At 61.2% G+C, this 19,922-nt stretch carries 8 protein-coding genes, 2 tRNA genes and 3 rRNA genes; 4 read left to right on the forward strand and 9 right to left on the reverse strand.

What is annotated here, in order from left to right; translation table 11 throughout:
- Positions 1 to 63: 63 nt before the first annotated feature.
- Positions 64 to 1,623, reverse strand: a complete 1,560-nt coding sequence (locus DSC91_RS07465; RefSeq protein ID WP_115777539.1) for an NADH-quinone oxidoreductase subunit M — start codon at positions 1,621 to 1,623, stop codon at positions 64 to 66.
- Between the two features lie 686 nt (positions 1,624 to 2,309).
- Here DSC91_RS07465 and DSC91_RS07470 point away from each other — a divergent pair.
- The 3 genes from DSC91_RS07470 to DSC91_RS07480 all read left to right on the forward strand — a co-directional run bounded on the left by DSC91_RS07470 (position 2,310) and on the right by DSC91_RS07480 (position 6,908).
- Entirely contained in the window at positions 2,310 to 3,059 is a 750-nt protein-coding gene (locus DSC91_RS07470; protein ID WP_115777540.1) for an ABC transporter ATP-binding protein, read from the forward strand.
- Positions 3,046 to 5,619: an FtsX-like permease family protein gene (locus DSC91_RS07475; RefSeq protein WP_373291954.1), complete on the forward strand. Its 2,574-nt coding sequence runs from the start codon at positions 3,046 to 3,048 to the stop codon at positions 5,617 to 5,619. Before DSC91_RS07470 ends, DSC91_RS07475 begins: the two co-directional genes overlap by 14 nt.
- Positions 5,620 to 5,831: 212 nt before the next feature.
- Positions 5,832 to 6,908, forward strand: coding sequence for a lipocalin-like domain-containing protein (locus DSC91_RS07480; RefSeq protein WP_115779741.1), 1,077 nt, complete (start codon positions 5,832 to 5,834; stop codon positions 6,906 to 6,908).
- Positions 6,909 to 7,189: 281 nt separating this feature from the next.
- On the opposite strand, the gene rrf is transcribed toward DSC91_RS07480, so the two are convergent.
- From rrf to DSC91_RS07505, 5 genes are all read right to left on the reverse strand, one after another.
- A 5S ribosomal RNA gene (rrf, locus tag DSC91_RS07485) occupies positions 7,190 to 7,302 on the reverse strand.
- 207 nt (positions 7,303 to 7,509) lie between these two features.
- Positions 7,510 to 10,388 (reverse strand): 23S ribosomal RNA (locus tag DSC91_RS07490).
- A gap of 325 nt (positions 10,389 to 10,713) precedes the next feature.
- A tRNA-Ala gene (locus DSC91_RS07495) sits at positions 10,714 to 10,789 on the reverse strand.
- Between the two features lie 67 nt (positions 10,790 to 10,856).
- Positions 10,857 to 10,933, reverse strand: a tRNA-Ile gene (locus DSC91_RS07500).
- A gap of 77 nt (positions 10,934 to 11,010) precedes the next feature.
- Positions 11,011 to 12,541 (reverse strand): 16S ribosomal RNA (locus tag DSC91_RS07505).
- Together the 16S, 23S and 5S rRNA genes with 2 tRNA genes alongside form the textbook arrangement of a ribosomal RNA operon.
- A gap of 848 nt (positions 12,542 to 13,389) precedes the next feature.
- Here DSC91_RS07505 and DSC91_RS07510 point away from each other — a divergent pair.
- The gene (locus DSC91_RS07510) at positions 13,390 to 14,325 is read left to right on the forward strand and encodes a flagellar brake protein (RefSeq protein ID WP_115777541.1); all 936 of its coding nucleotides are present in this window, start codon (positions 13,390 to 13,392) and stop codon (positions 14,323 to 14,325) included.
- A 41-nt stretch (positions 14,326 to 14,366) separates the two neighbouring features.
- On the opposite strand, the gene DSC91_RS07515 is transcribed toward DSC91_RS07510, so the two are convergent.
- From DSC91_RS07515 to cobN, 3 genes are all read right to left on the reverse strand, one after another.
- On the reverse strand, positions 14,367 to 14,906 hold the full coding sequence (locus DSC91_RS07515; protein WP_229758300.1) for a vWA domain-containing protein: 540 nt from the start codon (positions 14,904 to 14,906) through the stop codon (positions 14,367 to 14,369).
- Between the two features lie 131 nt (positions 14,907 to 15,037).
- The gene (locus tag DSC91_RS07520) at positions 15,038 to 16,120 is read right to left on the reverse strand and encodes a magnesium chelatase ATPase subunit I (protein WP_115777543.1); all 1,083 of its coding nucleotides are present in this window, start codon (positions 16,118 to 16,120) and stop codon (positions 15,038 to 15,040) included.
- Entirely contained in the window at positions 16,117 to 19,917 is a 3,801-nt protein-coding gene (gene cobN, locus DSC91_RS07525; RefSeq protein WP_115777544.1) for a cobaltochelatase subunit CobN, read from the reverse strand. Before cobN ends, DSC91_RS07520 begins: the two co-directional genes overlap by 4 nt.
- Between the last annotated feature and the right edge of the window lie 5 nt (positions 19,918 to 19,922).

Genomic DNA, 19,922 nt, shown 5'->3' on the forward strand with positions numbered 1-19,922 from the left:
CGCTTCGGCGAGTGCAGCATCCGTGGAAAGATGCTGCAACTGCGCAACGCCTCGTCGCGTCGATCAGCCCGGCGAGCGAGCCGCAGTGGCAACCGGAGCAGGCGCGGCGGCCTGCAGATGTTCGCCGCCGTCAGCCGGCGCGGCGCCCGACGGATGCAGGCTCCGTTCCGATTGAGCCAGCAGCGTGCCGACCGACGGGTCGATCGCATCGGTGAAAGGCTTCGGATTGATGCCGATGGCCAGCACCAGCAAGGCCATCGCGCCGAGCAACACAAACTCGCGCCTGCCGAGGTCTTGCAGTTTCGCGACGCGTGCATTGGCAATTGCGCCGAAAATCACGCGCTTGTACATCCACAGCGTGTAGGCCGCGCTCAGAACCAACGTGGTCGCGGCGATTGCGCCGATCCAGAAATTGAAGCGGATCGCGCCCATCAACACCATGAACTCGCCGACAAAACCCGAGGTGCCGGGCAGGCCGATATTGGCCATCGAGAACAGCATCACGAACGCGGCGAAGCGCGGCATGGTGTTGGCGACGCCGCCGTATTCGGCGATCGATGCGGTCTTCGTGCGGTCGTAGAGCATGCCCGTGCACAGCAGCATCGCGCCGGACACCACGCCGTACGACAGCATCTGCACGATTGCGCCGGCCTGGCCGATGCGGTTGAAAACGAACAGGCCGAGCGTCACGAGGCCCATGTGCGCGATCGTCGAATACGCGAGCAGGCGGCGCATGTCGGTCTGCACGAGCGCCAGCAGGCTCGAATAGATCACCGCGATCAGCGACAGCGTGATCATCATCGGCGCGAAGAAATGGCTGGCCTGCGGTGCGATCGGCAGCGCGAAACGCAGCAGACCGTAGCCGCCCAGCTTGAGCATGCCGATCACCACGGCGGCGCCGGTCGGACCGTCGAGGTGGACGTCGGGCAGCCACGTATGCAGCGGCCACATCGGCACCTTCACACCGAACGCAGCAAGGAAGCCGAGGAAGATCAGGACCTGCGGCCAGGTGCCGAGGTGCGTTTCACGCCACAGCGCGAGGTCGAAACTGTGTGTCTGCGCATACAGGTACAGCATCGACATCAGCATCATCAGCGAGCCGAGGAACGAGACGAAGAAGAACTTCACCGCGGCATACGAGCGGTTCGAATGCCCCCACGTACCAATCAGGAGGTACAGCGGAATCAGCGTGGCTTCGAACGAGATGAAGAACAGCATGCCGTCCATCGACGTGAACACGCCCTGCATGAAACCCGACAGCATCAGGAACGCGCCGAAATACTGCGCGGTGCGCTCGGTGATCGACTCCCACGAGGCGACCACGATGATGATCGTGGTCAGCGCGGTCAACGCGACGAGCCACAACGAAATCCCATCGACTCCCACGTGCCACGCGATATCGAACGTGGGCGACCAGCGAACGTTCTCGACGAACTGCATCGACGTCACGTCGTTGCGGAAATTCGACACGAGCGGAATCACCGGCAGGAAACCCGCTACCGCGCCGATCAACGCGAGCCATCGCGTGCGACCGCGCGCCGCGTCAGATCCGGCACGCAAAACCACCAGGCCGGCGACAATAGGGATCCAGATGAGTAGGCTAAGAAGCGGAGGCAATGGCATGTGTTCTGTTGAAAACTTGGAATACAAAACGCCGTCTCAATGCCTTCAAAACGAAAGCATTGAAATGGATATGTAGGCTGGATTTCGCTGAAATCGACGTCGAAGCGGTGCTGCCCACTTCACGTTTACCCGCAGTCGAATGACCAAGGGTGGGAGATTACCAAGATAAGAATACTTTTGCAGCGCAACAATGCTGCAAGGCCCTTGGCAATGTATTGTTGCGACGTCTACCCTTGCGAAATGCCGAAAAATGTGCAGACGCACAAACCCATCCACACGGGATTTCCGCTATGCTTTTTGCATGCAGAAGAGCGCAGTTCGCGTGAAATTAGCCACTCTTACGCGGGTATTTTCATACGGCAATTGCACTGGAATGGTTCATGCCGAGGAAGGACGCGTCATCGAAGCCGATTTCTGGCACCCGGCGAAAATTTAGTGCACCAGGGAGCAAAAAATATTTTTTGATCCGGCACGCCAAACAGGCGTCCGTGAGCGCGCCCAAGGACCCGTGCGTTCCACTCACCCGCCCGCTTTCCGATGAGGTTCGGGCGCCGGCCGCACAGGTCTGCGAGCCTTACAGAACGCGAATATACTTCGGCGGTTCAGGGGCCGACGCGCGTGCGCGTCATGGTGCTGCTTCGCACGGCTGGACGCCGCCCTCACCGGTCAGACCTATCGGATACCGCATGCTGCTTCGTGATGAAGGTGTCGTTCCCGCACTCGAATGCCGGGGGCTTGGCAAGACCTACGGCGCCGGCCGCATCGTGCTGGCGCACCTCGATTTCACGCTCGCGCCGGGTGAATTCGTCGCGATCATGGGCGACTCCGGCGTCGGCAAATCGACGCTGCTGAATCTCGTTGCAGGGCTCGACAGCGCGGACAGCGGCGACGTGATTATCGATGGCAGCGTCGTCTCGCGTCTGGACGACAACGCGGCGACGCGGTTGCGCCGGCAAAAACTGGGCTTCGTGTTCCAGGCGTTTCACGTCCTGCCGCATCTGACGCTTGCGCAGAATGTCGCTCTGCCGCTCCTGCTGAACGATCTGCCCACTGCTAGCGCGCTCGATATGCTCGCGGCCGTCGGCTTGAGCGGCCGCGGAGACGATTTTCCGCGGCAGCTGTCAGGCGGCGAGTTGCAGCGCGTCGCCATTGCGCGGGCGCTCGTGCATGGCCCAAAACTGATTCTCGCCGACGAGCCCACCGGCAACCTCGATCCCGATACCGCGCACGACGTGCTCGGCCTGTTCCGCACGCAAAGCAAGGCAACCGGCGCGGCCACCATCATGGTCACGCACTCGGAAGCCGCTGCGGCGGTGGCGGACCGCATTCTGATTCTGAGCGACGGCGGTTTGCACGCATCGTCCGGACGCAACGCCCTTTCCGGCGCGGCCCCTGACGCCCGATCCACCGCGCGTTCCGCCGATGATGCACGCTGACTTACGCCCGCTGCGGCGAATGCGCGGTCATCGCAGGCTCGCGCGCTGGCTGTTGGGTGCCGAGTGGCACAGTCACCGCGGACGCGCACTGGTTGCGATCGCAACGATCGCGCTCGGCGTCGCGCTTGGCTATGCCGTTCAATTGATCAACAGCGCAGCCTTCAATGAGTTCTCCGCGGCCGCACGCAGCCTGTCCGGCGAGGCCGATCTGCAAGTGCGCGGTGCGCAACCTTTCTCCGACGAATCGATCTATCCGCGCTTGTCGACTGAGCCCGGTGTGGCGCTGGCGAGTCCGGTACTCGCGCTCGATGTCACCGTGCCGAATCAGAGCGCCGCGCTGCCCGTGCTCGGCATCGATATCTTCAAGGCCAGCCGCATCGCCCCCGATCTGATTGGCGTGCCGTCACCGGAACGGCCGTTCGACACGCTCGCTGCCGATACGATGTTTCTCTCGACGGCGGCGCAGCAGTGGCTCGACGTGAAGGCCGGCGATAACGTGGCGCTGCAAAGCGGCACGTCGATCGTGCACTTGCGCGTGGCCGGCGGTCTCGTGAGAACACGGCCGGGTCAGCGCCTCGCGGTGATGGATATCGCCGCCGCTCAGTGGAAGTTCGGCAAGGTGGGCAAGCTGTCTCGCATCGACGTGCAACTCGAACGCGGCGTCGATCGCGAACGCTTCAAGCGCGACCTGCAAGCTCGGCTCGGCAGTCAATGGGTAATCTCCGAAACACGCGACGCCGAAAGCCGCACCGATCGTCTGTCGCGTGCCTATCGGATCAATATGAACGTGCTCGCGCTGGTGGCGCTTTTCACCGGCGCCTTCCTCGTGTTTTCGACCCAGGCGTTGGGCGTCGTGCGACGCCGCGCACAGTTTGCGATGCTGCGTGTGCTCGGGCTGACGCGTGGCCAGTTGTTGCGCCAGATCCTGATGGAAGGCGCGCTGCTCGGCCTGCTCGGTTCGTTGTCCGGACTCGCGCTCGGCTATGCGATGGCGAGTGGCGCATTGCGCTTTTTCGGCAGCGACCTGGGCGGCGGCTATTTTCCCGGCGTGCAGCCGCACGCCGGTTTCGAACCGCTGGCGACCGCACTGTTTCTGACGCTTGGCATCGCCGTGTCGGTGTTAGGCAGTCTTGCCCCCGCATTGGAGGCGGCACGCGCGCGACCGGCCGCCGCACTCAAAGCCGGCGCCGAAGAAGGCGCGCTGGCGCGGCTCGCTACGCCGTGGCCCGCTTTGGCATGTTTGCTGGTTGCCGCCGCACTCACGCGGGCGCCGCCGTTGTTCGATGCGCCGATCGGCGGCTATCTGGCCGTCGCGCTGTTGCTGGTCGGCGGAATCGCGCTGATGCCGCGCGTGACCGCGTTGATCTTCGGTGCGGCGAGCCGTGCGCTCGGTGCGCGGCAGCGCGCCGGCGCGGCGAGCACGTTGGCATTGGCGCGTCTCGCGAATGCACCGGGCCATGCGTCGATCGCAATGGGCGGCGTGCTCTCGAGTTTCGCGCTGATCGTCGCAATGGCGATCATGGTGGCCAGCTTCCGCGTGTCCGTCGAAGACTGGTTGAGCCACCTGCTCTCGGCCGATCTGTACGTTCGCGTGGCGCCGAATGGCGACACCGGCGGCTTGCGCCCCGACGAACAGACTTTGCTGGGCGCCGTGCCCGGCATCAAGACGGCGGCATTTGCGCGCACCTCGCATCTCACGCTCGACCCCGCGCGGCCGGACGTCGCCGTGCTCGCCCGTGAAATCGACGCCGCCGATCCCGGTGCGAATCTGCAGATGACCGGGGCCGTGCTGCCTCCTTCCGCGTTGCACGAGGGCGAGACACCTGTTTGGGTATCCGAAGCAATGGTCGATCTGTATGGATACAAGCCTGGCCAGCGCGTGCAGTTGCCGCTCGGCGAGCGCGGCCACGTGTTCGTCGTGGCCGGCATATGGCGTGATTACGTGCGCCAGACCGGCGCGATCCAGATACGGCTTGCGGATTACCGGCATCTGACCGCCGACACAGGCGCGACGGATGTCGCTGTCACCGTTCAACCTGGGTCGAACGTCGAACACGTGATGGCCGGCCTGCGCGCGCTGCCTTTCGGGGCATCGCTCGGCCTGTCGCAGCCGGGTGAAATCCGCGCGCGCACCCTGGTTATTTTCGATCGAAGTTTTGCCGTCACATATCTTCTCGAGGGGGTCGCGATCGTAATCGGCCTGTTCGGCGTCGCGGCGACGTTTTCCGCGCAGACACTCGCGCGGGCCCGTGAGTTCGGCATGCTGCGGCATGTCGGCGTGACCCGCTCGCAGGTCCTCGCGATTCTCGCACTCGAAGGCGGGATGCTCACCGCTTGCGGCATTGCGATGGGCTTCGTTCTCGGATTTGCGATCAGTCTGATCCTTGTGTTCGTCGTCAATCCGCAGTCGTTTCATTGGAGCATGTCGCTGCACGTTCCATGGACGGTGCTCGGCACGGTCGCGCTGGTGATGCTCGCTTCGTCGTGCTCGACGGCGGTGATTGCAGGACGAGGCGCGGTGTCGGTGGATGCGGTGCGCGCGGTGAAGGAGGATTGGTGATGAACGGGTTGCCCCGCGAGTTGGTCCAGGAGGCGACGGATAGAGCGTTGTGCGGATCGACGCAACAAGCGTCGCATCAAGCGACGATCGGCTCTTATCGAGCCGATCGCATTTGCCTCGCGCACGGCATTGCGGACAAATCGCCGGCCGCGCTACCCCGCCCGGCGAAGGCGCGGCGACTGAGCGTCGCGATTCGTGCGGCGTTGCTTTGCATGGGTTTGATGGCTACGTCGTCTGCGTTCGCCGCGACGCCCGAGTTTGCAGCGGTCACGCCCGATCATCCGGTCGTCCTTCCGCGGGACACCGGCGCACACCCGGCTTTTCGCACCGAATGGTGGTACGCGACAGGCTGGCTCATGACACCGGACAATCAACCGCTCGGTTTCCAGATCACCTTTTTTCGCTCGGCAACCGGCCATGACTCTGCCGATCCGAGTGCGTTCGCACCGTCGCAATTGATCATTGCCCATGCAGCATTGAGCGATCCTGCGCTCGGTCATCTTGCGCACGATCAGCGCGTTGGCCGCCAGGGCTTCGGGCTAGCCTATGCGAAGCCGGACAATACCGACGTCAAACTCGACGCATGGAAAATGATCCGTGCCGCCGACGGCCACTACGACGTGACAGTGGAAGCGAGCGGATTCGTGCTGCACCTCACGCTGACGCCGACCCAAGCGCCTTTGGTTCAGGGGGAGCGCGGCTATTCGCGCAAGGGTCCACGGCCCGAACAGGCGAGCTATTACTACAGCGAGCCTCAATTGCGCGTGACCGGCAGCGTAGTTCGACCGGCCGCGGCGGGCGGCAAATCGATGGGCGAGACAGCCGTTAGCGGCGCGGCGTGGCTCGATCACGAATGGTCGAGCACGCTGCTCGATACCGATGCGGTCGGATGGGATTGGCTCGGCGCCAACCTGACGGATGGGTCAGCCTTGATGGCTTTCAAGATTCGCAGTCGCGATGGACACGCGGTATGGGCGCATGCGGCACTGAGAAATCGCGACGGTCAGGTGACGACATTCGGCCGCGATCAGGTCGACTTCACGCCGGTTCGCACGTGGCGCTCGCCGCGCACGAACACGTTGTATCCCGTCGCGATGACGGTCAAAACCGGCGCGCTTACGTGGCATCTCGATCCGTTGATGAACGACCAGGAACTCGATTCCAGCCAGTCGACCGGCGCGGTGTATTGGGAGGGTGCCGTGCGGGTGAACCGCGACGGCGTGGACGTCGGACGTGCCTATCTGGAGCTGACGGGTTACGCGAACGCGCTGCGGATCGGGAAGGAGTGACGGTGGGAGAGCGGGCGCGTATCGGGCAGGGACACGCGGGGCGATGTGCCATCCCGGGTCATCGGGTCATCCGGACGCAGTGCCGGTGTGAGCGTGCTGTCGCAGTCGTGATGGCATGGCCGGGGGGCAGCGCCCCGTGCTGCGTGCGCTTCCTGCGGGCTGTGTTTGTCCCGCTGTTTGCCGCGCCGTGTTTCTGCCGCACTGTTTCTGCCGCGCGGTTTCTGCCGCGTAAACGCAGAAACCCCACCGTTTCGGGGTGGGGTTTCTGCTGCTGCTGGGGAGCCTGACGATTACCTACTTTCACACGGGAATCCGCACTATCATCGGCGTGGAGTCGTTTCACGGTCCTGTTCGGGATGGGAAGGGGTGGGACCGACTCGCTATGGTCATCAGGCATGACTTGTTGCCGTACTGCCTTTGGGCAATACAGCCAATCTGGAAGAAGTAGTTTCTGGTGATGCTCACCAGAGGGAGTTGTGTTGTTCGAGGCACAACATCGATCTCTCAACCGTGTGTGGTCTGCATAAGACCCTGCGCGTGGCGCAGGGTGGGGCATCCATAAGTGCTGAAGCACTAACGGCTGCCGACACACACCTGTTATAGGATCAAGCCTTACGGGCAATTAGTATCAGTTAGCTTAACGCATTACTGCGCTTCCACACCTGACCTATCAACGTCCTGGTCTTGAACGACCCTTCAAGGGGCTCGAAGCCCCGGGGATATCTCATCTTAAGGCGAGTTTCCCGCTTAGATGCTTTCAGCGGTTATCTCTTCCGAACATAGCTACCCGGCGATGCCACTGGCGTGACAACCGGTACACCAGAGGTTCGTCCACTCCGGTCCTCTCGTACTAGGAGCAGCCCCCTTCAAATATCCAGCGCCCACGGCAGATAGGGACCAAACTGTCTCACGACGTTTTAAACCCAGCTCACGTACCTCTTTAAATGGCGAACAGCCATACCCTTGGGACCGGCTACAGCCCCAGGATGAGATGAGCCGACATCGAGGTGCCAAACACCGCCGTCGATATGAACTCTTGGGCGGTATCAGCCTGTTATCCCCAGAGTACCTTTTATCCGTTGAGCGATGGCCCTTCCATACAGAACCACCGGATCACTATGACCTGCTTTCGCACCTGCTCGACTTGTCGGTCTCGCAGTTAAGCACGCTTATGCCATTGCACTATCAGCACGATTTCCGACCGTACCTAGCGTACCTTCGTACTCCTCCGTTACACTTTGGGAGGAGACCGCCCCAGTCAAACTGCCTACCATGCACTGTCCCCGACCCGGATCACGGGCCAAGGTTAGAACCTCAAACAAACCAGGGTGGTATTTCAAGGACGGCTCCACGCAGACTGGCGTCCACGCTTCATAGCCTCCCACCTATCCTACACAGATCGGTTCAAAGTCCAATGCAAAGCTACAGTAAAGGTTCATGGGGTCTTTCCGTCTAGCCGCGGGGAGATTGCATCATCACAAACACTTCAACTTCGCTGAGTCTCGGGAGGAGACAGTGTGGCCATCGTTACGCCATTCGTGCAGGTCGGAACTTACCCGACAAGGAATTTCGCTACCTTAGGACCGTTATAGTTACGGCCGCCGTTTACCGGGACTTCAATCAAGAGCTTGCACCCCATCATTTAATCTTCCGGCACCGGGCAGGCGTCACACCCTATACGTCCACTTTCGTGTTTGCAGAGTGCTGTGTTTTTATTAAACAGTCGCAGCCACCAGTTTATTGCAACCCCTTCACCCTCCTGGCGCAGGCCAGTCAGGCTACAGGGGCGTACCTTATCCCGAAGTTACGGTACCAATTTGCCGAGTTCCTTCTCCCGAGTTCTCTCAAGCGCCTTAGAATACTCATCTCGCCCACCTGTGTCGGTTTGCGGTACGGTCCTGTTAAACTGAAGCTTAGAGGCTTTTCTTGGAACCACTTCCGATTGCTTCGTCGCCTAAGCGACTGGCCTCGCACCCTTGAATTCCGCGCCCGGATTTGCCTGAGCGCCTTCTCCAATGCAAGGACCGGGACTTCCAACACCCGGACAACCTTCCGCGATCCGTCCCCCCATCGCATTTAACAATGGTGCAGGAATATTAACCTGCTTCCCATCAGCTACGCATTTCTGCCTCGCCTTAGGGGCCGACTCACCCTACGCCGATGAACGTTGCGTAGGAAACCTTGGGCTTACGGCGAGGGGGCCTTTCACCCCCTTTATCGCTACTCATGTCAGCATTCGCACTTCCGATACCTCCAGCACACTTTCCAGTGCACCTTCGCAGGCTTACGGAACGCTCTCCTACCATGCACATTACTGTGCATCCGCAGCTTCGGTATATGGCTTAGCCCCGTTACATCTTCCGCGCAGGACGACTCGATCAGTGAGCTATTACGCTTTCTTTAAAGGATGGCTGCTTCTAAGCCAACCTCCTGACTGTTTTAGCCTTCCCACTTCGTTTCCCACTTAGCCATATTTGGGGACCTTAGCTGGCGGTCTGGGTTGTTTCCCTCTTGACACCGGACGTTAGCACCCGATGTCTGTCTCCCGTGATTGCACTCTTCGGTATTCGGAGTTTGCTATGGCGTAGTAATCCGCAATGGACCCCACAACCATGACAGTGCTCTACCCCCGAAGGTGATACACGAGGCACTACCTAAATAGTTTTCGGAGAGAACCAGCTATTTCCAGGTTTGTTTAGCCTTTCACCCCTATCCACAGCTCATCCCCTAACTTTTCAACGTTAGTGGGTTCGGACCTCCAGTACGTGTTACCGCACCTTCATCCTGGCCATGGATAGATCACCTGGTTTCGGGTCTACACCCAGCGACTGAACGCCCTGTTCGGACTCGCTTTCGCTACGCCTGCCCTAATCGGTTAAGCTTGCCACTGAATGTAAGTCGCTGACCCATTATACAAAAGGTACGCCGTCACCCCTTGCGAGGCTCCGACTGTTTGTATGCATGCGGTTTCAGGATCTGTTTCACTCCCCTCCCGGGGTTCTTTTCGCCTTTCCCTCACGGTACTGGTTCACTATCGGTCGATCACGAGTATTTAGCCTTGGAGGATGGTCCCCCCATCTTCAGACAGGATTTCACGTGTCCCGCCCTACTTGTCGTACACCCAGTTCTTTCATAATGTTTTCGCCTACAGGGCTATCACCTGCTATGGCCGCACTTTCCAGAGCGTTCGGCTAACACTACAAATAAAGAGTACAGGCTGGTCCCATTTCGCTCGCCACTACTCTGGGAATCTCGGTTGATTTCTTTTCCTGCGGTTACTTAGATGTTTCAGTTCACCGCGTTCGCTTCACGTAGCCTATGTATTCAGCTACGGATGACCCATACGGGCCGGGTTTCCCCATTCGGATATCGGTGGATCAAAGCTCGTTTGCCAGCTCCCCACCGCTTTTCGCAGGCTACCGCGTCCTTCATCGCCTGTGATCGCCAAGGCATCCACCACATGCACTTGTTCGCTTGACCCTATAACGGGTGTGTCTCTGCATCATTCTCTGGGAATGATGCGTTCGCCACCACCGCTACAGGTTGAGTATTCGTGTTGCGCCGTATTCCAAAGCAATCTTTCGATCACCTTTTCATACATTGATACAATCACAACCCTGATTCACCTACTCGAATACCCATCTCTAAGTATCCTTTCGTGAATCTCTTTACTACTTCTTCCTGATTGTTAAAGAACGACAGCCGATATCGCAGTTGCTATAACCGCGTATCACTCTGACTGGCTCAATCGCCAATGCAAAACCCTCTGCTTTTTTACTTCAGCAGAACGCTGCGCATTGAAGATTGGTGGAGGATGACGGGATCGAACCGACGACCCCCTGCTTGCAAAGCAGGTGCTCTCCCAGCTGAGCTAATCCCCCAGTCATGCACAGACCATCATCACACTTCGGGGTTCATCGACCAGCGCAGCCATCGCAGACAAGACAATGGTGGGTCTGGATGGATTCGAACCATCGACCCCCGCCTTATCAAGACGGTGCTCTAACCGACTGAGCTACAGACCCCTCAGTCTGTCTGACTTACTGTCTGATTTCACAGCCGATAAGCGTGAGCGCTCAACGCATTGACACGTTAGCTCGAGAAAGGAGGTGATCCAGCCGCACCTTCCGATACGGCTACCTTGTTACGACTTCACCCCAGTCATGAATCCTACCGTGGTGACCGTCCTCCTTGCGGTTAGACTAGCCACTTCTGGTAAAACCCACTCCCATGGTGTGACGGGCGGTGTGTACAAGACCCGGGAACGTATTCACCGCGGCATGCTGATCCGCGATTACTAGCGATTCCAGCTTCACGCACCCGAGTTGCAGAGTGCGATCCGGACTACGATCGGTTTTCTGGGATTGGCTCCACCTCGCGGCTTGGCGACCCTCTGTTCCGACCATTGTATGACGTGTGAAGCCCTACCCATAAGGGCCATGAGGACTTGACGTCATCCCCACCTTCCTCCGGTTTGTCACCGGCAGTCTCCCTAGAGTGCTCTTGCGTAGCAACTAGGGACAAGGGTTGCGCTCGTTGCGGGACTTAACCCAACATCTCACGACACGAGCTGACGACAGCCATGCAGCACCTGTGTTATGGCTCCCTTTCGGGCACTCCCACCTCTCAGCAGGATTCCATACATGTCAAGGGTAGGTAAGGTTTTTCGCGTTGCATCGAATTAATCCACATCATCCACCGCTTGTGCGGGTCCCCGTCAATTCCTTTGAGTTTTAATCTTGCGACCGTACTCCCCAGGCGGTCAACTTCACGCGTTAGCTACGTTACCAAGCCAATGAAGGCCCGACAACTAGTTGACATCGTTTAGGGCGTGGACTACCAGGGTATCTAATCCTGTTTGCTCCCCACGCTTTCGTGCATGAGCGTCAGTATTGGCCCAGGGGGCTGCCTTCGCCATCGGTATTCCTCCACATCTCTACGCATTTCACTGCTACACGTGGAATTCTACCCCCCTCTGCCATACTCTAGCCCGCCAGTCACAAATGCAGTTCCCAGGTTAAGCCCGGGGATTTCACATCTGTCTTAGCGGACCGCCTGCGCACGCTTTACGCCCAGTAATTCCGATTAACGCTTGCACCCTACGTATTACCGCGGCTGCTGGCACGTAGTTAGCCGGTGCTTATTCTTCCGGTACCGTCATCCCCCCACCATATTAGGGCGGAGGTTTTCTTTCCGGACAAAAGTGCTTTACAACCCGAAGGCCTTCTTCACACACGCGGCATTGCTGGATCAGGGTTGCCCCCATTGTCCAAAATTCCCCACTGCTGCCTCCCGTAGGAGTCTGGGCCGTGTCTCAGTCCCAGTGTGGCTGGTCGTCCTCTCAGACCAGCTACAGATCGTCGCCTTGGTAGGCCTTTACCCCACCAACTAGCTAATCTGCCATCGGCCGCCCCTGTAGCGGGAGGTCCTAAGATCCCCCCCTTTCCTCCGTAGAGCGTATGCGGTATTAATCCGGCTTTCGCCGGGCTATCCCCCACTACAGGACACGTTCCGATGTATTACTCACCCGTTCGCCACTCGCCACCAGACCGAAGTCCGTGCTGCCGTTCGACTTGCATGTGTAAGGCATGCCGCCAGCGTTCAATCTGAGCCAGGATCAAACTCTTCAGTTCAAACCTGTTACTGTTTTTCGGTCTCTTCCGAGACCGGTCGCTCACTCAACGTACTGACGAATGATTAATCTGTCTCTCGACAGAAAAACCTTCCTTTCATTACTGTGTGAGACTTGATACTTTCGCTTTGCGCCAGACCCCGAAGGGCCCGGCTCGCGTCGCGCATCAAGCGCCCACACTTATCGGCTGTTAGTTTTTAAAGATCAATTACGCATTCACCACCAAAACCGCACCGGGTCGCATCCTTCACCTCCCGGCACCGCTTCGTTCTGCGTCGCTGCATCAGCAGCAGAGAAACGAGATTATGGAGAACGACCGGCAGGTCGTCAATCCCCTCCGTGCAATTATTTTCAAAAAGTTGAGAGGCACTGAAACAGTCCTTCTTCACGGCATCAAGAAAATGCTTAGGCATCCGAGCTAATTATCGAGCGATAGCAGTGATCGCAATTTTTTGCAAGCGGAAGACACCAACACTAACGAGCGAACTCACGCCACAAGAAGCGCAACCGAGAGGAGTGGCGTGATGAAGTACTCTTCGGCGCGCGCAGCGCCGCGGGAAGAATGACGCCCTTGTCACTAGTGCATGCAGGTGCACGAACACAGACTCTACGGAGCCACTACCCCGTCCAGACAAAGGCGCCCACTTAGCATGAGCGGTTTGAGCCGCTTTCTCTTGCCTACTTCTCTTTGCGGCGGCAAAGAGAAGTAGGTGCCGCCCCGCACAGGGGCAACACAAATAGACCACTAACAAATCAAGCAAAACCACCGCCCCAAGGCAAACAAGCCCTAAAGCCTCCCACCGGCGCAGCCGTAAACAAGTAATCTCGCCATATATTTAGCTGCCGATCATGGAAAACCCAACCGAGGCCCAAGCCGAAGCTCAAACCGTGCCCCCCACACCGGCCCTGACTCTGGACGCAGTGCCGGTAGGCGCCCCTCTCGACTGGCCAATCGCCGACTCCGACGGCACACTCCTCTTCGCCAGCGGCACCATCCTGGCGACCACGGACGAGCGCAAATTCCTCTTCGACAATTTCCACCCGCACCGCGGCGACCTGCTGGACACGCCGCCGCAGCCGGAACCCCAGCCCGATCACCCCGCCGCCGGCAGCCTCACACTAAAAGACATGCATCTGACGATAGGCGCGCTAGTCGGCGTGCGCTCCCAGCTCGGCAGCGGCGCCCCGATGCATCCGTGCCGCATCATCGGCTTCGCGCCCAACCACGCGCTCTTCGTCACGCCGCCACTGCAGGATGGCCGCATTCTCCCGCTACGTCCCGGTGAAAACATCGAGATCGTCGCCATAGCAAGCCATGCCGTGTTTCGTTTCGTCTGTACGGTCGAGGCAGTGTGCCGTGCCCCATTCGACTACGTTGTGCTCTCGAAACCCGGCGTGATCCGCCGCCTGCGCGAACGCAAGTCGATCCGCGTCCACGCGCACCTCGCGGTGCGCTTCGGCATCGGCGAAACCGGCGATTCATACGAAGGCCTGGGCCTTGCCAAAAGCATCAGCGCACTCGGCATGTCGCTGACCGCCTCGTGGACGCTGGGTGCAGTCGGCGAACGACTGCGCGTTGCCTTCTGCCTGAAATCGGCGGAACTGCAAACCGCGATCGAAACCACCGCGGTCATCCGCAACGTGCAGAAAGGCCGTGCACCGGGGGAACCGTCGACCCACGGCCTCGAACTCGATCAACTCGACGCGGCGCAGCAGATGGCGATGAAGGTCTTCGTATTCGACCGTCAGGACGATGTGCAGTACTGGTCCAACGGATTGAAATAAGCGCGCGAAAATGCGCTGCATGACGCGCGTGCCGTTCAGACTCAGGCGATCAATTCGTCCGGCGTAAGCAGCGCCGCGCCCCATGCATCGGCAAGCGTCTGACAACGGCCCAGCCGTATCGCCGCCCGCTCGAAATCGACGAATACCACCTCGTCGGCATGGCGTGGCCGCGCCGGCCGATCGCCGCTGCGGCCGTCGGTCAGGATCCACAGCCAGCGCTGTTGCGCGGGTTTGCGTCGGGCGCTGCGCTCCAGCACCTGCGCAGCCTGGCGCACGCCGGACGCCAGCGGCGTCCCGCCGCCCCCGCCCACCGGTTTTAGCCACCGCTCGTTCCACCAGCGCGGCACAGCCGGACCGAAGCGCAGAGCGGCGCCAGCACCGCCAAAACACACCAGCGCCGCCTCGGCGCGAGAGGCGCTTGCGCGATCGAACAGCGCAATCAGCAGCCCTTTGGCGAGCGCGAGACGTTGCCCGCCCAGCATGGAACCGGAGCAATCGAGCACGAAGCAATGCAGTACACCGGCCCGCGGCGCCTCACGCGCAAAACGCAGATGCTCGGCGCGCAGAGGGTCCTGACGCATTGCGATGAGCGTCGGCAGCCATGCAATGCGCTTGCCCGGCGCGCCTTGCAAGCGGCTACGCGGACCTGCGCCGGCACCTTGCCGCCATCGAAAACCGCTGCGCGAGTCAGCGGCGGCGCCCTTCCGATGGCTCAGCGTTTTTTTGCGTTGAGCGGAATGACGCCTTTGATCTGCGCGACGCCCGCGGGCTGCGGCGGCAGGTAACCCCAATCGCTATCGCCGGCAGCGGCGCCTGACGCCGTATCGGGAGAAGATGGCGAAGGTGACGGAGGTGACGAAAGCGCGGCGTCCTCATTGCCAGCAGCCTGCCGCGACGCCTCGCCCTCGCGCACATCACCCTCGGCACGCGTCTCGCGATCGTGGCGCCGATGCATCAGCACCGCCTCGGCGACCCGCTCGACATGCTCCGTCGTCACCGCAGCCGCCTGCTCCAGCGCCGCCAACGCCCGCGCCGCGCGCAGCATCACGAGATCGGCACGCAATCCGTCGACCGCCGCATCGATGCACAGCGCACTGACATGCGCATGCACGGTGTCGTCGAAGTCGAGTTGCGCCAGCGCTTCGCGCGCCGCGCGAATTCGCTGAACATATGCTTCCTGTTGCCGGGTATATCCTGCACGAAAACCCTGTGGGTCGAGATCGAACGCGAGACGTGTCTTGACGATCTGCTGACGCACCTGCGCCTCAAAACAGTTCCGCAACTCGACCATCAACCCAAAACGATCGATCAACTGCGGCCGCAATTCGCCTTCTTCCGGATTCATCGTGCCGATCAGCACGAAGCTCGCATCGTGACTATGCGAGACGCCGTCGCGCTCGACGGTATTCACGCCGCCGGCAGCCGCATCGAGTAACGCATCGACAAGCGCATCGGGCAGCAGATTCACTTCATCGACATACAGCACGCCGCGATGCGCCTTCGCGAGCAAGCCAGGCGAAAAACGCACCGAGCGATCGCGCAACACGGTTTCGATATCGAGCGTGCCGATCAAGCGGTCCTCACTCGCGCCGAGCGGCAAATTCACCCATTGCCCTTCCGGCAACAGTTCCGCGAGCGCGCGCGCCGCAGTCGATTTCGCCGTGCCGCGCGGCCCGCTCACCAGCACGCCGCCCAGACCCGGGTCGATCGCAGCCAGCAAGAGGGCCTGCTGCAATGGCGCCTGACCGATCAGCGCGGCAAAGGGAAAAACCGGCCGTTGGACCGCTGCGTTCATGTTTGCATTCCTTCGATCTGCTGCTCGCTCGCGAGCAGATGCTGTTCGACTTGCGCGCGATAGTCGCCGGGCGTCTGCCACAGCCCGCGCTGCATCGCCTCGAGCAGACGCTCGCAGATCGAATGCATGGCGTGTGGATTGTGCCGCTGCAAGAACTCGCGTGTGCCGGCGTCGTTCAGATAGGCGTCGGTGACGAGCGCATATTGATGATCGGCGACCACCCGTGCTGTTGCATCGTAGCCGTAGAGGTAGTCGACCGTCGCCGCAATTTCAGCGGCGCCCTTGTAGCCATGGCGCTTCACGCCATCGAGCCATTTCGGATTGACCACGCGCGAGCGGATCACCCGCGCGATCTCTTCATGCAGGGTACGCACGCGCGGCGCGGCCGGGTTGCTGTGATCGGCGTGATAGACCTGCGGCTGATTGCCCGCCAGATGCCGCACCGCCGCGACCATGCCACCCTGGAACTGGTAGTAGTCGTTTGAATCGAGCAGGTCGTGCTCGCGGTTGTCCTGGTTTTGCAGCACAACGTCCATCGCGGCGAGACGTGTGCCGAACGCGTGGCGCGCTTCTTCGCCGGCGCTTTTCTGCGTGTAGGCGTAACCGCCCCATGCCTGATAGGCGTTCGCGAGATCGGCGTCGGTTTGCCATTGCCGCGAGTCGATCATGTCCTGCAGACCCGCGCCATACGCGCCGGGCCGCGCGCTGAAGACGCGCCAGCCGGCGCGCCTGCGCGCCTCGGCGGCGTCCATGCCGCCCGCGATCAGCGCGTCGCGTTCGCGCAGCACGCGCGCGCGGATCGGGTTCAGCGCTTCGGGCTCGTCGAGTTCGGCCACGGCCTGCACGGCGGCGTCGAACAGATGCATCACGTTCGCGAAGGCATCGCGGAAAAAGCCGGATACGCGCAACGTGACGTCGATACGCGGCCGGTCGAAGGCCTCGATCGGCATGATCTCGAAGTCGGTCACGCGATGACTGCCTGGGGCCCACTTCGGCCGCACGCCGAGTAAGGCGAGTGCCTGGGCGATATCGTCGCCGCCGGTGCGCATGGTCGCGGTGCCCCATACCGAGAGGCCGATCGCGCGCGGATAGTCGCCCTTCTCCTGCAAGTGCCGCTCGATCAACTGTTGCGCGGATTTCAAACCGAGCGACCAGGCCGCTTGAGTCGGAACAGCGCGCGTATCGACCGAATAGAAGTTGCGGCCGGTGGGCAGCACGTCGGGCCGTCCACGCGACGGCGAACCGCTCGGCCCCGGCGGCACGAAGCACCCCTCAAGGCCGCGCTTCAGATGCAGCATCTCCTGCGGGCCGCAGGCGTCGAGCCGCTGCAATACGTCGTTGCGCAAGCGTTCGATCACACGTTCCGCCTGCGGCAACACCCCGCTTGCGGGCGCCGCATCGGACGTTGCATCGCCGCACACTTCGCGCAACATCTCGGCCGCCAGCAGTTCCAGACGCTCGCGCGTATCGCCATAGTGCCGCCAGGGCGCATCGCTCACCTGCTGCAATACGTCCGGTCGTGGGCCGTCCCACACCGCCGCCCAATCCACCGACAACGGATCGAATAGATGGTCGATTCGCAGATCGCGCGCCAACGCATCGATCAACCCGGCCTTGCCGCCCTGCCCATCGCCGACCGGAAAGCGTCCTAGCGCCAGCAACGTATCGCGCCGCTGCACACCGTCAGGCGATTGCCCGAACGTATGCAAACCATCGCGAATCTGCGCTTCCTTCAACTCGCACAGCCACGCATCGACCCGTGTCAGCAGCGCATCTTCAGCGTCCTCGCCGTTCGGCTCCGCAAGACTCAACTCGTCATGCAGCCTATGCTCGACGATGGTCGCGAGAATCGTGCGCCTCAACAGCTTCGAGCGGCGCGGATCGACCATCAGCGCTTCATAGTATTCGTCGACCTGGCGCTCGAGATCCTGCAGCGGCCCGTAACTTTCGGCGCGCGTGAGCGGCGGCATCAGGTGATCGATGATGACGGCCTGCGCGCGACGCTTCGCCTGACTGCCTTCGCCCGGATCGTTGACGATGAACGGATACAGATGCGGCATCGGACCGAGAATCAGATCGGGCCAGCAGGCGTCGCTCAACGCGACGCTCTTGCCCGGCAGCCATTCGAGATTGCCATGCTTGCCGACATGCACGACCGCGTCGATGCCAAACTGGTGACGCAGCCAGAAATAGAACGCCAGATAGGCATGCGGCGGCACGAGTTCGGCGTCGTGATAGCTTGCGTAATCGCCCTGCTCGCGCGAACGCGACGGCTGAATCCCGACGAATACCTGCCCGCAGCGCCAGCCTGCGATCATAAAACGGCCGCGCCGCAACGTCGGATCCTGTTCGGGCGAACCCCAACGCGCATTCAGCGCATAGCGGGTTTCTGCGGGCAATGCGTTGAAGTACAAAAGATAGTCGTCGAGCGCGAGGCTTTGCAACGCAGGCCGCAAGTCACGCACGACCGGATCGTTGGTCACGCCTTCAGTCAGCTTCTTCAGCAGCGCGTCGCCGTCGGCGGGCAGCTCGGCCAGGCGATATCCCTCATCGCGCAACATGGTCAGAATGCCGACCACCGAGGCCGGTGTATCGAGCCCCACGCCATTGCCGATGCGCCCTTCGCTCATCGGATAGTTGGCGAGAATCAGCGCGAGTTTCTTGTCCGCGTTGCCGAGCGTGCGCAGACGGCACCAGCGGCGGCTCAGTTCGGCCAGAAAGCCGACGCGTTCGAGGTCCGGCTGGTAGCGGACCACATCGACTTCGGTATGCGGACAACGATAGGCGAGGCCCTTGAAGCTGATCGCCCGCGTGATGATGCGGCCGTCCACTTCCGGCAACGCGATATGCATGGCGATATCGCGCGAGTTGAGGCCCTGATTGTCCTTGACCCAGTCTTCGCGATTGCCGCCGCTCAGGATCACCTGCATCACCGGTGCGTCGCCGGCGAGCGCGAGCGGCTCGGGGTCGTCGATGGCGGACGCGGCGAATGCGGTCGTATTGAGCACCAGCGCGACATCATGCTGCGCGCACAGCTGCTGCACGACTTCACGGCTCATCGCATCTTTCAGCGAGGTGATCGCGATCGGCAGCGGATTCAGGCCTTGCGCCTCGAGCGCATCGATCAGGGCGTCGAACACGGCCGTGTTGGCCGCCTGCAGATGCGCCTTGTAGAACAGAATCGCGGCGACCGGCGCGCCCTTCCGCCAACGCGCCTGCCAGTCGGCCATGATCGGCGTGTCGCGTTCGGGATGGTAGAGCGTCGCGGCAGGCAACGCGCGCGGCAGCGCAGGCTCTCGCCCCCAGCCAAACGAGCGGTACGCGATAAAACGCAGGAACGCCTCGGCATTCTGCGGCCCGCCTTCACGCAGATAGCGCCATAGCTGATGGCACAGATCGGCGTCGGCGGTGCTGCGCGCGAGCAGGTTCGGGTCTTCCTGCAGATCGCCGGAGAACATCGCGAGCGTCTGCTGCTTGCGCTCGGCGAGCGCGACCACCTGTTCGATCCCGTACGGCCAATATGCCTCGCCGCCAAGATGATCGACCACGACGACACGCGCATGCTGCAACACGTCTTCGACATAGAAATCGACGGACGCCGGTTGCCGCAAATACGTGACGTTCGCGAGCCGCACACTCGGAAAGCCCTCGCCGAGACGGGGAAACACACTCGCGAGCAGCGACAGCGTGGTGTCGGCGGAGCTGAGCACCACGATATCGGCGGGCCGCTGATCGATACGGATCACGCCTTGCGTGTCGTCGACAAAACCGCCCGGCGTGGTGCGCAACAGATGCATAAGTG

This window comes from Paraburkholderia caffeinilytica (genome assembly GCF_003368325.1).
Lineage (GTDB): Bacteria > Pseudomonadota > Gammaproteobacteria > Burkholderiales > Burkholderiaceae > Paraburkholderia > Paraburkholderia caffeinilytica.

Coding starts and splice junctions, on each gene's coding strand:
- DSC91_RS07465 (WP_115777539.1), bottom strand. CDS start 1,623: ATGCCATTGCCTCCGCTTCTTAGCCTACTCATCTGGATCCCTATTGTC.
- DSC91_RS07470 (WP_115777540.1), top strand. CDS start 2,310: ATGCTGCTTCGTGATGAAGGTGTCGTTCCCGCACTCGAATGCCGGGGG.
- DSC91_RS07475 (WP_373291954.1), top strand. CDS start 3,046: ATGATGCACGCTGACTTACGCCCGCTGCGGCGAATGCGCGGTCATCGC.
- DSC91_RS07480 (WP_115779741.1), top strand. CDS start 5,832: ATGGGTTTGATGGCTACGTCGTCTGCGTTCGCCGCGACGCCCGAGTTT.
- DSC91_RS07510 (WP_115777541.1), top strand. CDS start 13,390: ATGGAAAACCCAACCGAGGCCCAAGCCGAAGCTCAAACCGTGCCCCCC.
- DSC91_RS07515 (WP_229758300.1), bottom strand. CDS start 14,906: ATGCGTCAGGACCCTCTGCGCGCCGAGCATCTGCGTTTTGCGCGTGAG.
- DSC91_RS07520 (WP_115777543.1), bottom strand. CDS start 16,120: ATGAACGCAGCGGTCCAACGGCCGGTTTTTCCCTTTGCCGCGCTGATC.
- cobN (WP_115777544.1), bottom strand. CDS start 19,917: ATGCATCTGTTGCGCACCACGCCGGGCGGTTTTGTCGACGACACGCAA.